General features: G+C 67.5%; 10 protein-coding genes. All 10 read right to left on the reverse strand.

What is annotated here, in order from left to right; translation table 11 throughout:
* Positions 1 to 2 precede the first annotated feature (2 nt).
* The 10 genes from ACEN9K_RS17980 to ACEN9K_RS18025 all read right to left on the reverse strand — a co-directional run bounded on the left by ACEN9K_RS17980 (position 3) and on the right by ACEN9K_RS18025 (position 14,140).
* A complete protein-coding gene (locus ACEN9K_RS17980) occupies positions 3 to 1,496 on the reverse strand; it encodes a dynamin family protein (RefSeq protein ID WP_495634792.1) in 1,494 nt (497 codons plus the stop codon).
* Positions 1,493 to 3,361 carry a dynamin family protein gene (locus ACEN9K_RS17985; RefSeq protein ID WP_018768887.1) on the reverse strand — a complete coding sequence of 623 codons (1,869 nt, stop codon included), beginning with the start codon at positions 3,359 to 3,361 and terminating at the stop codon, positions 1,493 to 1,495. Before ACEN9K_RS17985 ends, ACEN9K_RS17980 begins: the two co-directional genes overlap by 4 nt.
* A 154-nt stretch (positions 3,362 to 3,515) precedes the next feature.
* The gene (locus ACEN9K_RS17990) at positions 3,516 to 4,634 is read right to left on the reverse strand and encodes an IniB N-terminal domain-containing protein (RefSeq protein WP_488315647.1); all 1,119 of its coding nucleotides are present in this window, start codon (positions 4,632 to 4,634) and stop codon (positions 3,516 to 3,518) included.
* 165 nt (positions 4,635 to 4,799) lie between these two features.
* Positions 4,800 to 6,899 (reverse strand): LuxR C-terminal-related transcriptional regulator, encoded by a 2,100-nt coding sequence (locus ACEN9K_RS17995; protein WP_495634793.1) that lies wholly within the window; start codon positions 6,897 to 6,899, stop codon positions 4,800 to 4,802.
* A gap of 1 nt (position 6,900) precedes the next feature.
* Positions 6,901 to 8,988 (reverse strand): Hsp70 family protein, encoded by a 2,088-nt coding sequence (locus tag ACEN9K_RS18000; protein ID WP_495634794.1) that lies wholly within the window; start codon positions 8,986 to 8,988, stop codon positions 6,901 to 6,903.
* A gap of 197 nt (positions 8,989 to 9,185) precedes the next feature.
* The gene (ccsB, locus tag ACEN9K_RS18005) at positions 9,186 to 10,298 is read right to left on the reverse strand and encodes a c-type cytochrome biogenesis protein CcsB (protein WP_018768891.1); all 1,113 of its coding nucleotides are present in this window, start codon (positions 10,296 to 10,298) and stop codon (positions 9,186 to 9,188) included.
* A complete protein-coding gene (resB, locus tag ACEN9K_RS18010; RefSeq protein WP_018768892.1) occupies positions 10,298 to 12,076 on the reverse strand; it encodes a cytochrome c biogenesis protein ResB in 1,779 nt (592 codons plus the stop codon). Before resB ends, ccsB begins: the two co-directional genes overlap by 1 nt.
* Positions 12,076 to 12,831, reverse strand: coding sequence for a cytochrome c biogenesis CcdA family protein (locus tag ACEN9K_RS18015; RefSeq protein WP_268001924.1), 756 nt, complete (start codon positions 12,829 to 12,831; stop codon positions 12,076 to 12,078). Before ACEN9K_RS18015 ends, resB begins: the two co-directional genes overlap by 1 nt.
* 14 nt (positions 12,832 to 12,845) lie before the next feature.
* On the reverse strand, positions 12,846 to 13,424 hold the full coding sequence (locus ACEN9K_RS18020) for a TlpA family protein disulfide reductase (RefSeq protein WP_043424873.1): 579 nt from the start codon (positions 13,422 to 13,424) through the stop codon (positions 12,846 to 12,848).
* Positions 13,425 to 13,459: 35 nt separating this feature from the next.
* A complete protein-coding gene (locus tag ACEN9K_RS18025; RefSeq protein WP_142071195.1) occupies positions 13,460 to 14,140 on the reverse strand; it encodes a histidine phosphatase family protein in 681 nt (226 codons plus the stop codon).
* Positions 14,141 to 14,145: the final 5 nt, after the last annotated feature.

Genomic DNA, 14,145 nt, shown 5'->3' on the forward strand with positions numbered 1-14,145 from the left:
CCCTACGCTGACTGCGCCTGGGCGTCCCTGGCTGCGAAATCCGCAAGGACACCCTCGCAACTGCGGATCACCACCCGGCACGTTTCAACAGCGGACCTGGCCGTCAGCGGGCTTTCAGCAACCCTGCGCCACCGCGCCAGGCAGCGCCGCGCCTCAGCGGCCAGCACGTCCGGACCGGAGTCAGGCGCCATGCCGAGCCGCAGGGATGCCGCCGCGCCGCGGCCGCCAATGAGCCGTTCAGCTTCCGCCGCCAGTTCGGGAGCCAGGTCCACTCCGGCAGTGCGCAGGGCCGCCAGCAGCCGGAGTTCGCGGAACTCATGCGCGTTGGCCTGGACGCGCTCCAGGGACGCCGCCAACTCTTGCGTTCCCTCGCGGGGCCGGGTGTCCAGGAGGTTCCCCACCGCCACCAGCACGGTCCTGGCCTTCAACGCTTCCGCCCGCGCCTGGAACTGCCGGTCCAGCACCTCCAACAGCGGATCCAGGCCGCTGCGCCGGGCCAGCTCATGGGCCAGGGGCGTTGGCTCGGGGTAGCCATTGCGGATAAGGACCACGGCCAGCCGGATACCGAAAAGCCCATAGCGCTCCAGCAGTGAGGACCGTGCCTCTTCCGTCAGTGCCACGGGTTCCCTGGACCGGCGGAACCTGTCGGCGGACAGCAACATCCGTTCGCGCGCGGCCCGGTCCAGGGTGGCCAGCAACTGGAGGGCTTCAAAGTCCGGCTGGCGCAGGGTGCGGGCACTTTGGGCCAGGAGTCCGGCCACCGGGACAACGCCCAGTGCCAGCTTCCGGAGGTTGGGGTCCCGGCTGTACCTTTCCGCGATGCTGCCGGCGGACAACAGGGAGTCGATCCGTCCGGCTCCCACCTCGTCGGCACGGGACAGCACCGCGATGGCGTTGACCGTACCCGAGCGGCCCGCCGCGGTGTCGCGGAAGGATTCCAGGAACCTCAGATCGGACGCGTGCATGTGGCGCATCAGGTAGATGACGGCATCAGCTTCCGACGCCGAATCCTCCGGAGTCAGGAAACGTATGGACCGTGCGGACACGTCCTGGGACACGGAAGCGATGCCGGGGGTGTCGATCAGCGTCATGGCCTGCAGGGCCGGCGCAGGCCATTCGACGTCGAGCCGTTCCACTTCCTCCGCCTCGACGCCGTCGAGGGCGAAGACCAGGCGCCCGTCCACGCGTTTCAACGGCAGGTTCCGGGGCTCCCCAGTGACGGGGTGGAGCGTGATGCGGGGAGTGTGGCCGTGCCGGTACCAGGTGACGATCCGCGTGCATTCGCCGGTGTCCGTCGGCGCGATCTCCTCACCAATGATGGCGTTGAGGAGCGTGGATTTTCCTGCCTTCACCATGCCGGCAATGGCAATCCGCAATGGCTCGGCAAGCCGCCGCGCGTAGCCGCGCAGCGCTTCGGCAGCCTGGGTGTCGTCGCCGTAGACCTCCAGCGCTTCCCGGATCAGTCCGGCTGCCCCGGCCGTGGTGGACGGCGTCATCCAACGCCCGCCCCGGCACGGGTCCCGGCGGCCATGACCTCCGCGGCCACGGCTTCCGCGGCCCGGTGCAGCGCATCCACTTTTTTGAGTTCGGCCCTGATCTCCCGGATCCGCCCTTCCCTCTCCTCGGCATACGATTTGGCGGCCTTCTGGGCCGCGGCCACCGAATCCGACAATGACCTGTGGTACTCGTCCGCGATGTCGGTGAAGTGGTCCCGGATGGTCCGCTGGACCAGGCGCAGCCTGTCCTTGAGCTGCTTTCCCACCTGGAACGTCACGTCGTCGAGCTGGCGCCTCACCAGCGCCTTGGCCTCGCCCTGGCGCCGCTTGAGCCGCGTTTCCTTGTCCTCCCGGTAGGCCTTGCGCCCCAGCAGCAGTCCGGCGCCCACCGACAGGGGATTTATCAGGGCCATCCCGAAAATACCTGTGAGGAGGCCAAACATCAGAACGCCGCCATAGGAGCCGCGCATGCCGATCAGGACTTTCTGGATTGGGTTGACCCGGCCCGGGTCCAGTTCCGCCATCTGGTCGACCGGATCCAGCGCGTCCCCTGAATCGGCAACGTGCAGGACGGGCAGCGATACTTCGTCGGCAGCGAAATGTTCCGCCACCTGCGCCGCCAGCCACTGCGACCGCTCGCTGGTCCAGACAAAGGTGTCCGACACCGCCGCGGCGGCGCAATCTTCGAGCCACTGGGAAAATTCCGTCCAGACCGGCCCGGGATCGCCCTGGTCGATGGCCGACTCGGCTTCCCGTTGGATCCGGCGCAGGCGGTCCCGGAGGTCGTATTCCATGTCGGCAATGAGGTCGTTGATGCCGTCGCTGAGGGTCAGCTGCCAGCGCGCAGACCGTTTCCGCATGTCGTCCGCCTCTGTTTTCGCCTGCTCAAGGTCCGCGAGCATCTGCGGCGTACCCGCAGGGTTCTCCAGGGCCTCAAGCTCGGACTGCAGGGACAGCCGCAGGTTGTCCGTCACGGACAGCAGGTCCTGGCTGACGGAGCGGCGCTGGATGCGCTGCGCCTTGCCCACCACATCGTTGCGCAGATGGGCCACCAGGCCGGGAAAGCCCGATTCCGCGTTGAGCTCGCTGTCCTGGAGCCGGGAGGCCTCAAGGCGGAGGTCCGCGGAGACGGGGAACAGGGGAATGTCCGGTGCCACCTGGTCCAGGTGTGTCCTGTCCAGTTCCCCTACGCGGCGCCAGTCCGGGTAGAGGTCCGTCTTGGAAAGGACGGCTGCAACGCTGGGCGTAATCCGCATGGCCTGGCGCAGGAACCGCAGTTCCGGTTCCGTGTATTCCTGGGAGGCGTCCGAGACCAGCAGCATGGCATCCGCGGTGGGAAGGGCGGTAAGGGTGGTGAGGGTGTGGGTGGAGCCCATGCCGCCCACCCCAGGGGAATCGATGATGGTTAGCCCACCGGTGAGGATCCGTCGGGGCAGGCAGACCTCCGCGGCCGCAAGCTTCAGGCTGTTTCCCGGATTGCCCTGCTCCGAGACGAGGGCCGGCAGTTCTGCCAGGTCGACGGGCCGGCGCTCAACGTTTCCTTCCCGGCCGTCGGCGGCAGCCTCCCCGGGCGCCTTTTCAGCTGCCGGGACCAGCACGGCGGCCGAGGCCGGTTCACCATAGCGGACGATGGTGGGAACCGAGGTGGCAATATCGTCATCCACCGGGCACACCGGCGCGTTCACCAGGGCATTGATGAGCTTGCTCTTCCCCTGTTTGAACTCCCCCACCACAATCACCCGGATGCTGGGATCCTGCAGCCGTGCCATGGCCTGCTCCAGCCTCCTGCGCAGGTCCGCACGCTCCCCGCCGCCCACCAGCTGCAGGCCCTCGTCAACAAGCCTCACCAGCTGGCCGGCCGTCATGGGCCCCGCCGCCCTTGCCGGTCCTGCTTCTGCCACAGCGTGCCCCTCGTTCCAGTGCGGAAAATGTGTCCAGTGCGCCTTCGGTAATACGGGAAGAGCCCGGCAGAAGGTGGGATGCCTCCTGCCGGGCGGTTCGCCTCCCGGAAACAGCGTGTTACAGGACGGTGGAGTCGTCAACCACTGAATCGTCGATGGTGGTGTGGTTGTCCTGGTCGATATCGGTGTGGCTGGAATTGTCCTCCGTGAAATCGAACTGGTTGTCTGCCACCACCACGTTGTCCTCCACGATGCTCGTGGCCGAATTGTCCTGGAAGGAGTCCTCCACGTTGACATCCACTGTGCTGGCGGTGGAGTTGTCCTGGTTGAACGAATCTTCCAGCGTCGTGGTGCTGGAGCTGTCCTGGTTGAAGGAGTCCTCCACATCCACCGAGGCCTGGGTGGAGTTGTCGGAATTGTCGTTGAACGAGTCGCGGACATCGAGGTCAGTATCGGTGCTGACGGAGTGGTCCGAATGGTCCGAGTAGTCGGAGTTGTCCGAGTTGTCGTTGAAGGAGTCGTCAACATCCAGGCCGACGTCGGTGTTGAAGGAGTCCGAGATGTCAGTCTCCTCATTGCCGATGCCGACGTCCCCGCCGGCGTGGATGGAGTTGTCCGTGGAGTTATCGGTGGAGTGGTCGGTGTTGTAGGAATCCCTGATGTTGTTCGAGTCCCTGAGATCGGCGTCATCGCCGGCGGCGACGGCCCGGTCCCCGGTGGCCACCACGGCGTCGTTGTCGAACCACTGCTCCACGTCTCCGTGCGCCCAGATGTTCTGGTTGACGGACTGGTCGGTCATGGTGTCCCGGTCGTCAACCGTGGTGGTGCTGGTGGTGTAGGAGAAGTGGTTTATCACGTTGTGCAGTTGCTGTACTGCGTGGGCGTGGTCGTCCTGGTCGTAGTTCGGGATGCCATGTACCATTCCTTGGCTTCCGGCGTGGATGGCTGTTGCGCCCCCCACAGAACCCGCTGACACAGAGCCAGCCGACGCACCTGCGCCCGCCCATGCGCTGCTGCCGCCTGTGTTGTATTCGCGTTCGAACGACGAGGCGTTGACGGTGATGGGAGCGTAGTCGAGGACAACAGGCATTGCAGCGTCAACGTCGGCCAAGCACACGTTGCCCAGGCCGTGTTCGGCCAGCGTCTTCTCCGGGTTGTCCAGGAACGCCTGGATTGCCTTGCGGCTGCCAAAGAGGTGCATCAGGAATTGAACAAGGTCGTTTGCGAGTGTTGGCATATGAGTGGTCCTCACATCTTCGTCGAGTTGCGGATCATCCGGCGGAACGTGTCTGGCTGCTTCAAAACTAGGTTCGCTGCCGGAGACTGGGCATCGGGCGCATTCCCCCTACCGGTGGAAGCCGTGCCGGGGTGCTCCCGGGTCCGCGGCTAGGGGCATTAGGGACTACTCCTGTTGCGGGTTCATGTGCTGGGAATTCTCAACGCCCAAGGCCACCCGTAAACGGGCCAGCAGGTCAGACCGGTTTTCGGCGCCCAGGCGGCGGCGTATCCGGGCAATGTGGTGTTCTGCCGTCCTGGGCGAGATGTAGATGGCCTCACCGATTTCCCGGTAGGTTTTGCCCTCAAGCACCAGCCTGGCAACTTCCTTTTCCCGCTCACTCAGTCCGGAGCCGTCCGGCTGGTGCGCCCTGCCGCCGTTGTCGGCGGGGGTTCCTGCCTGGATGGCGGCCCCTGACGCGGCACCGGCCGGGTTGCCCTGCGGGTGGAGGTCCCGGGCGCAGGACAGCAGGCGCATCATGTCCCGCCGCTCGTCGGCACGTGCGGCAGCGTGGCCGGCCAGCCTTGCACCCTCCCAGGGCATTCCTACAGCGCCCAGCAGCCGGGCCGCGCCCTCCACGTCGGCAGTACGGAAGCGGCCGGCGAGCACCGAAACCCAGGCCTTTCCCGCGGTGGCCAAGACTGCGGCAAGCTGGCTGTGGACGGAGGCCCGGGCCAGTGCAGTGGCATGCGGAGCAAGATCGGCGGGGCTTTCATTCAGCAGTGCGGCCTGGACGCCGGCCCAGTGCAGGGGAACGGCCCACAGCGCGGGTTCGTCCAGGCGCCCCAGCAGCTTCCAGGCTTCTTCCAGGTAGTGCGCCACGCGCCGCGTTTCGCGCAGGCGGGCAGCAGCAATCAGCATTTCCCCCCACGGCAGGAGGTTGTAGAGGTCCACCGAGGTATGGAGCATGGCCTCGCGGGCCCGTTCCCACGCCCTGAGGAGCTCCGGCACGTCACCGTTCCGCCGGGCTAGCCCCACCTCAAGTGCAGCGCACATGAACTCGTCGCGCGGGACCAGCGGCCAATGGTTGGCCTTGGCGGCTTCCGTGGCGGCAAGCCGGGCATCCTCGAGTTTGTCCTGCATCATGTCCGCCCAGGCCTGCAGCAGCAGGAGCCTGGGTTGTGCGGCATTGCCTCCCTGCCCGGCAGCGGCCGCTGCCCGGCAGACGGTTTCCGCCAGGTGCGGCTCACCGGTGTGCAGGGCCAGCAGGGCTGCCAGCGCAGCCGGCGTTTCCGGCAGCGGAAGCGATATGCCTGCCGAGTTCAGCATGTCCGCGGCATGGATCAGCACGGAGATGCCCTGTTGTGGTTTCTCCCCCAGGGATGCGAAGACCCCCTGCCCCGTCTGGACCAGCGTGGCGGCAAGAAGGGTGGGGGAAGCTGCCGGCGCGGCGGGCTGGAAGAACGCCTCCGCCCCAGACCGGTCTCCGACTCCTATCAGGACAACGGCGGCGAGGGGCGCTGATACGCCCACACGCTCGGGGCCCAACCAGTTGTAAACATCGGCCCCGCGGGCCAGCATGCCCCTTTGCGCCCACACGGAGGCGGCCACATCCGCACCCCGGCGCACATCCCGCGGGTCGGCGCTGACCAGGAGGGTGTCAATGATGCGCGCAGCCGCATCAAGCTCACCATCACCGGCCGCCGCCTGCGCGCGGCGGGCTGCCGTCGCTACCGGATCGGCGCCCGCCAGGAGGGCCTCCTCGTAAAGCTGCGACGCGAGCCGGGGGTTATGCTCCAACGCACTGTCCGCGGCCAGCTCCAGTTCAGCAGCCACCCGGGGGTCGGTGAGCCCGCCGCGGGCAAGCTCGCGGGCGAGATTACCCAACCGCTGTCCGGCGGCCGTGTAGACGCCCACGAGCTCACGCTGGAGCGCGTGCACCTTGGCAATGGGTGTGGCAGCCAGCAGTGCGTGTTGCGCGGTCCCCACCACGGTGCCGTCCGGCCCAAGCAGTCCCGCGGCCTCGGCCCGGTCCACCAGGACATCCAGGTCCTCCGCCCCGCCGCTGCCGAACTTTTGCTGCAGGTCCGCAGGCAGCGGCCCCGGCAGTGCGAAGCCCACCGAGAGCGCCAGCAGCAGTTCCCGCACCACGGCGTTGGCACCCTTCAGCTGCTTGGCCATCTGCTCGGCAGCGTGCAGCGGGTGCCCCTGGTGGTCCGGTCCCGTAGACGCCGCCCCGGGTTGTTCCTCCCGTTGGAATTGTCCGTCCTGAAGCTGCCCGTCCATCTCAGGCCCCCGGAGCGGCGGTCGTGGCCGTTTCAACGGCGGCTGCGGCGGACGTGGTTTCGGGTTCAAGCGGTGTTACTTGCGGCGCTGGGCTGCCGGTAGCTTCCACGGCCACCTCCGTTGGTGTCATCGAGGGATCCGGGGCAGTTGTGGCACTTGGGCTCTCTGTCTGCGTGGGCTGGCTGGTGTCGTCCTGTGTAGGCGATTCAGTTGCCGTGGGCGAATCAGTCGCCGCAGGAGTCGTCGGGTCAGCCGTCCCGGAGTCGGTGGGCGTTGGGGTGCCTTCACTCTGTGTGGGGTCGGCGGAACCGCCCGCCTGCGGGGTGTCGGAAGCGGGCGTGGGAACCACCGTAACGGCCTCGGGAGCAACGCCTGACCCACCCGTTGTCCCCCCGGAGCCGGCAAGCGCATCGGGGACTGCCGCCGCTGCGACGACAGGCCCGTCAGCAATCGCGCTGCTTCCAGCCGCCGGCCCGTCGTTGCCGGCCGCCTGCCCGCCGGGGGGCGTGGCAGATGCTTCCAGTCCGGTCCCTGGAGCAAGGGGTTTCCTGGCGCTGGCCTCGATGCCCGCGAGTGGTTGGGCCACCGCGGCCGGGGTTGCTGACTCCCCTGCACCGGCGGCGTCCGAACCGCCCGCATCGGTGCCGGCGGAGCCTCCCGTGGTACTGGCACCGGCCTGCGGCACGAACATGGCAGTCAGGCTTCCGAAACCGTCCGGGCTTTGCGCGGCCGTTGCCGTGAGGACCGTCAGGACCGCAGCAGCCGCGGCCACGGCGGTCACGCGGACGGTGGGCTTCGGCGCGTGCGCGCCCCGCGCCCCGCGCCGGGCACCGCGGACGGCGACTGGCCCTGCCGGGGCGCCTGCCGCCGTCGTATATTTCCGCGACCAACTGGGCCTGCCTGGGCCGGTTGGAGCGGGCGGCACGTCGGAGGGTACGACGGCGGCCGGCGCCTCCCGGGCGTCCGCTTCAGTTTCTGCCGGGTCAGCTGCTGCCGCCACTGCGGCCGTGTGGGCGAGGACGGCTGCCACTGCCGCCCCCAGGCAGATGGAGGACTTGGGATCGGCATCCACAGCGATAGGCCGGTCCAGCTCCTCCGACACCACCTGGGCCACCAGGGGGATCCGGGACGATCCCCCGATCAACAGCACCGTGGACAAGTCTGCCGGTACCAGGTGGAGCTGGGCCAGGGAGTGCTCCAGCGCCTCCACTGTTTCCCGTACGGGCTCTTCGATCAGCGCCTCGAATTCTGAACGGACCAGCCGGATCTGCTGCTGGATGCCGGGCAGGAGCACCGGAATGGTGGATTCGCTGTCCGCGGAGAGTGCTTCCTTGGCCTCGACGCATTCGCGGCGGAGCCGGGTGAGGGCCCCCAGCACCGCCGGGTCACCAGTGTCCAGATCGTCCAGGGCGTTCCCGGTGTGCGCAGCCACGTACCGGAACACTGCGGCATCAAAGTCGGCGCCGCCCAGGTCCTCGATGCCCTCCGGGTGCCCCAGGAGCTCAAAGCGGCTGCTGCCGCACTTCCTCAGCACGGCGGTGTCGAACGTGCCGCCGCCGAGGTCGTACACGGCGATGGTGCTGCCTTCCTCCACGCGCACCTGGGAGGCGTAATGCAGGGCTGCGGCCTCGGGTTCGGGAAGGAGCGTGACGTTCTCCAGGCCATGCGCGGCGAGGGCGTCGCGGACGACGGAAAGCCGGTGGTTGCCCCAGGCTGCGGGGTGGGTCAGGAAAATGGCCGACGCCGGGCCCCCCTCACGCTCGGTGGCCCGGTCCGCCACCCAGCGGGCAACGGTGGCATAGACGTCCTCCGGCCGCAGGACCAGGGTGCCCAGGACGAAGGGTACGTCGTCGCCAATCCGGCGCTTGAATTCCCGGACCACGCGTTCCGGCGAGTCCAGTCCTCGGCGTTCTGCCGCCTCCCCCACCAGGACCGCGCCTTCCTCCGGGTAGTACACCACGGAGGGCACAGACGCTCCACGCGTGCCCAGGGGCAGGCATTCGGGCACGGCGTTGGGACCTTGGTTAAAGCGCACAACGGCAGCTGCCGTGAAACTGGTCCCGACGTCAACGGCGAGAGCGTAGCTCATTGGGGTACCTCGAAAGGCTGGTGGTCCACCTGCAAGCTTCATCACAGGGAACGTCACCAACGTAGCATTTCCGAAGGACCGGGGAACACCCCTGTTGCTACATCGAATGGTTATTTATCGGACCGTTGCCGTCTCTCGACTGCGCCCCCGGTTTTAGGACCCGGAAACCCCCGTTTTAGGGGCCGAAAGGCCCTTGTTTAAAGGCCGGAGTAGGAGTGGAGTCCGTTAAAGAACTGGTTGACGATGGTGAAGTTGAAGATCACGCAAAGGTAGCCCACGATCGACAGCCAGGCGGCCCGTGTTCCGGTCCAGCCGCGGGTGGCCCGGGCGTGCAGGTAGCCGGCGTAGACAACCCAGATCACGAAGGTCCAGACCTCCTTGGTGTCCCACCCCCAGAACCGGCCCCAGGCCTTTTCCGCCCAGATGGCACCGAACATGAGGGTGAAGGTCCAGCCGATGAAGGCGATGGCGTTGATGCGGTAGGACAGGTTTTCCAGGCTCAGCGCGGAGGGCACCAGACGCATGAAGCCGAGCTTGTCGGCACCGCCGGCGGCCACGGTCTTCTGCCGGTGGGTCTGCACCAGCTGCAGTGCGGACATCGCGAAGGTCAGGGTGAACAGCGCCGAGGAGAGCACGGCGATGGAAACGTGGATGACCAGCCAGTAGCTCTGCAGGGCGGGAACCAGGTGTCCCACGGGGGTCCAGAACGCCACCGAGGCAGCCACCAGCATGATGATCACCAGGCCCACCACGAAGGTGCCCAGGAAGCGGAGGTCGCGGCGGATCAGCGAGAGCAGGAACACGGCCGCCACCAGGAAGGCGCCGGTGGTGAGGAATTCGTACATGTTGCCCCACGGCACCCGGCCTGCGCCCAGGGCCCTGGTGACCACGCCGGCGCCGTGGATGACGACAGCAAGGGTGGTCACGGCCACCGCAACACGCGCCGGAACCCGGCGCTCGGCGGCGTACTTCATGTCGCCGTCGGCAGTCATGAAGCCTCCGGTTCCTGCACCGCTGGCTTTGGCGGCGGACGACGACGGGCGCTCGGCCCGTCCGGCCGGCCCGTCCAGTCGGGCCTCAACACCGCGGGATCCTTCGCGCGCCCCTGCTCCGGCAGCAACGCCGGCGGTTACGGGGACCTTGGCGGCAGCACCGGCCTGCGCGGCCCTGAGGTCCACAGCGCGCAGCGCCTTGCTGCTCTTGGCCAGGTCCCAGGCGAAGGCGATGAAGGCCACCGTGTAGGTACCCGCCGCCAGCAGCATGAAGAGTTCGCTGTACTGGCCCATGGTTTCATTGATTCCAAATGGCATTACTGGTCCTTTTCGGGCCCGGTGGGGCCTGCTGGGGTGGTGACGGAGCCTGCGGCATTAGCGGCGGAGCCTGCGGCATTAGCGGCGGAGCCTGCGACATTATCGCCCCGCCGGCTGGGAGTTTGCTGGGACTGGCCCGTGTCTTCGGTGTCTTCCGGCAACTGCCACTCGGCGGAGAACAGTTTCCGGAGCGCTGCCGCCTCGCCCGCGAGGCGGTGGTCCTCGCCGCGGGCCAGGAGTCCGTATTCCACCATGGTGCGGCCGTCCGCGGCGGTGCCCGTCCGTACCCAGACGCGCCGGCGGTTGACGTAGAGCGAGAGGATCAGGCCGGCCACGGCCAGCAAAGCGAAGACCAGGGCGTAGACCTGCCCGGGGTTGTGGTGGATGTCCACGCCGATGTACCGCTTCACGCCGTCGAAACTGATGGTGCCCTTGCCGTCCGGCAGTGTGAAGGTGGAGCCGGGTGCCAGCGTGATGCCGCCGGCCGCGAGGTTCCTGGCGTTGAGCGGCGTCAGGTTCTTGACATCCAGTTCGAAGACGTTCTGCGGGGCACCGGTGTTCAGGCCCAGGTCCCCGTAGTAGGAGTTCAGGGTCAGCTGGGGGTTGAACAGTTCGGGGTCGGCACTGAACGAAACGTTCTTGTCCGTCACGAACGCGGTGGGGAGGAAGAAGCCCACGAACCCCAGCTGGTCCGGCTGGGCGTCCGGAACCTTGATCACCACGGACGAGTAGTAGTTATCGCCCTGCAGCTTGGCCACCACCGGGCCCTGCATGGCCACGTTGCCGGCGCCGTCCCGTACGGTCACCACCGGTGCGTAGCCGTTGCCGGTGAGGTAGATGCTGGTGCCGCCCAGGGTCACGGGATCGTTGACCTTCAGGATTTCCTGCTTGGCTGGAGCGTCCGGGTTTTCCTTGGTGGTCACCGTGGCGGCGAAGTCGATGGGCTGGCCGAACTTGCCCTTGGATTCGCGGTCGAACGTGATGTTGAACTTGTCCAGCTGGAGCGAGTACGGCTGCAGCTGGCTGGACTGGAAGTTGGTGCCCGGGTTGAACTGGTCGTAGCCCACCAGGGTGTTCACGAACGTGTCGCCTTCCACCAGGATGCGCTGGCCGCTGTAGCCGAACAGGCCGCCTGCGGCCACGGCCACCAGCACGCCGATGAGCGAGGTGTGGAAGACGAGGTTGCCCACTTCCTTCAGGAAGCCGCGCTCGGCCCCCAGGGACGGGCGGTTGCCGTCGGCGTCCCTGACCTCCACCCGGTAGCCGCGCTTCCGCAGCAGTCCGGCCGCACTGTTGATGGCCTCCGACGCCGGGATGCCGGTGCGGGCGGGAATCACCAGGGTGCCGTATTCCGGCAGCCGGGACAGGCGCTGCGGCGTCCGTGGCGGCTGGGAGCGCATGGCCTTGTAGTGGGCGATGGCACGCGGCACCACGCAGCCGATCAGCGAGATGAACAGCAGGAGGTAGATCGCCGAGAACCAGGCCGAGGAGTAGACGTCATAGAGCTGCAGGGAGTCCAGCAGCTTGCCGTAGTCCGGATGGTCCTTGATGTACTGGGTCACTACGGCCGGGTTGGCGGGCCGCTGCGGGAACAGGGATCCGGGGACGGCGGCGACGGCGAGGAGCAGCAGCAGGAACAGCGCGGTGCGCATGCTGGTCAGCTGGGTCCAGGCCCACCGCAGCATGCCCTTGGGGCCCAGGGCCGGAAGGGCGGCCTGGGCTTTTGCCTCCGCTACGGGGGCGGATTGCTTCTTCTTTACGTTCACACGCTCGCTCATCAGATCGGCAACTTCACGTCGGTTTGGAACCAGTACTGCAGCCCGGTCACCCAGGCTCCCCATACGCCGGTGGCCATCAGCAGGCCCAGCACCACCAGGATTCCGCCGCCGGTCCGCTGGATGGCAACGCGGTGCTTGCGGAAGAACGCCATGACGCCCATTCCGCGGCGCAGGGCCAGCGCGATCAACAGGAACGGAATGCCCAGTCCCAGGCTGTAGACGAATGCCAGGAAGGCGCCCTTGGCGGCCGAGGAGCCGCCGGAAAGGCTGAGGAGCTGTACGGCCGAGTAGGTGGGGCCGATGCACGGCGCCCAGCCCAGGCCGAAGGTCAGGCCCAGCAGCGGTGCTCCCCAGAGCCCGGCGGGCGGCTTGGCGTGGATCTTGGCGTCCCGCTGGAGCCAGCTGAAGCCGCCCATGAAGACAATGCCCATGATGATCACCAGGACCCCCAGGAGCTGGGTGATCCAGGCATTCTGGCTGCCGGTAATGAGGGTGCCCAACTGGCCGAATGCGCCGCCCAGCAGGACGAAGATCACCGAGAAGCCCAGGACGAAGAGCCCGATCCCGGCCAGCATCCGGCCGCGCTTCTGCTTTTGCAGGTCCACACCGCTCAGGCCCGTGACGTAACCCAGGTAGCCGGGAACCAGGGGAAGGACGCAGGGGGAAAGGAAGGAGACCAGTCCGGCAAGCAGCGCCACCGGAATGGCCAGCAGGATGGAGCCGCTGAGGATGGCTTCGGCGAAGGGGCTGTTCACGGTCCCGGCCCGCCCTACTCGGCCACGGCGGCGGTGATGAGGGCTTTCAGGGTGCCCTTCTCGATCTCGCCGAGGACGCGCGAGGCCACCCGCCCCTGCTTGTCCAGGACCAGGGTGGTGGGCACGGCGCCGGGCGGTACCAGGCCGGACACGGACAGCAGGACGCTTCCGTCCTTGTCGTCAAAGCTCGGGTAGGTCAGGTTGAAGGTCTTTTCAAACGCCTCCGCCGTGGGTTTCTCGTCCCGGAGGTTGACGCCGAAGAACTGCACGCCCTGGTCCTTGAACTCCTGGTGCAGCGCTTCCAGGAGGGGAGCTTCCACGCGGCACGGCGCGCAGGCGGCGAACCAGAAATTCAGGACGCTCACCTTGCCCTTGAAGTCGGCCGGGGTTACCGCAGTGCCGTTGAAAAGCGCACCCTGGATCTGCACGGCTTCCTTGCGGTCCCCGGCAGCGAACTCTGTCACGGAGCCGTCGCCGGCCACATAGTTCTTGTTGTCCCCCGCCTTGGCCTGCTTGGCCAGCGCATCCTCCTGGGCACAGCCGGAGAGGCCCAGGGTCAGCGCGGTCAGGGCCATGCCGCCGGCGGCGAGCATGCTGCGGCGGGAGGGGAGGTTGTTGTTGCTCACTTCTAGGCTCCAGGGGTGCTGGCGGCACCGGGAAGAAGGGACGCCGCGGGTTCGCTGTACTCGACCCGCAAAAGCGAGCCGTCGTCGTCGAACACCAGGGACGTGACGGACGTCAGGGTGCACTCGCGCTTGCGTGGGTCGTGCCACAGGGGCCGGCCTTCGGCGCTGAGCCGGGCAGCCCAGATCGGCAGTTGGTGGCTCACCAGGATCGCCTCGGGGCCGTGGGCACCGAAGTCGCCGGCAGCAAGCTCGATGGCCCGCAGCCGGGCGTCCTGCGCCGCGGCCGCCACCCTCGCGGCCTGCTCCTTGTACGGTTCGCCCCAGGAGGGGCGCAGCGGGTTGACCAGGTGCGGCCAGTGCCTGGGCCGGCGGAGTTCGGCCTTGGTGACCTTCATGCCCTCAAAGTAGTTTTCCGCTTCGATGATCCGCTCGTCGGTGTGGATCTGCAGCTGCAGGGCTTCCGACGTCGGCCGCGCCGTTTCCTGCGCGCGGTCCAGTGGGGAGGCGGCCAGGTAGGTGATGCGGGCGCCGCGTTCGGCGCGCTGCCGGAAGTATTCGGCGAGCGTCCGGGCCATCTCCTGCCCCAGTTCGGAGAGGTGGAATTCGGGAAGCCGTCCGTAGAGAACGCCCTCGGGGTTATGGACCTCGCCGTGGCGGAGCAGATGGACAGTGGCTTGGGGCATGTTTA

This window comes from Pseudarthrobacter sp. Pseusp20 (assembly GCF_059492155.1).

Bases quoted from the DNA above. Each gene is read 5' to 3' on its own strand.
- ACEN9K_RS17995 (WP_495634793.1), bottom strand. From the start codon at position 6,899: ATGGACGGGCAGCTTCAGGACGGACAATTCCAACGGGAGGAACAACCC.
- ACEN9K_RS17985 (WP_018768887.1), bottom strand. From the start codon at position 3,361: ATGACGGCCGGCCAGCTGGTGAGGCTTGTTGACGAGGGCCTGCAGCTG.
- ACEN9K_RS17980 (WP_495634792.1), bottom strand. From the start codon at position 1,496: ATGACGCCGTCCACCACGGCCGGGGCAGCCGGACTGATCCGGGAAGCG.
- ccsB (WP_018768891.1), bottom strand. From the start codon at position 10,298: ATGCCATTTGGAATCAATGAAACCATGGGCCAGTACAGCGAACTCTTC.
- ACEN9K_RS18020 (WP_043424873.1), bottom strand. From the start codon at position 13,424: ATGCTCGCCGCCGGCGGCATGGCCCTGACCGCGCTGACCCTGGGCCTC.
- ACEN9K_RS18000 (WP_495634794.1), bottom strand. From the start codon at position 8,988: ATGAGCTACGCTCTCGCCGTTGACGTCGGGACCAGTTTCACGGCAGCT.
- ACEN9K_RS18025 (WP_142071195.1), bottom strand. From the start codon at position 14,140: ATGCCCCAAGCCACTGTCCATCTGCTCCGCCACGGCGAGGTCCATAAC.
- resB (WP_018768892.1), bottom strand. From the start codon at position 12,076: ATGAGCGAGCGTGTGAACGTAAAGAAGAAGCAATCCGCCCCCGTAGCG.
- ACEN9K_RS17990 (WP_488315647.1), bottom strand. From the start codon at position 4,634: ATGCCAACACTCGCAAACGACCTTGTTCAATTCCTGATGCACCTCTTT.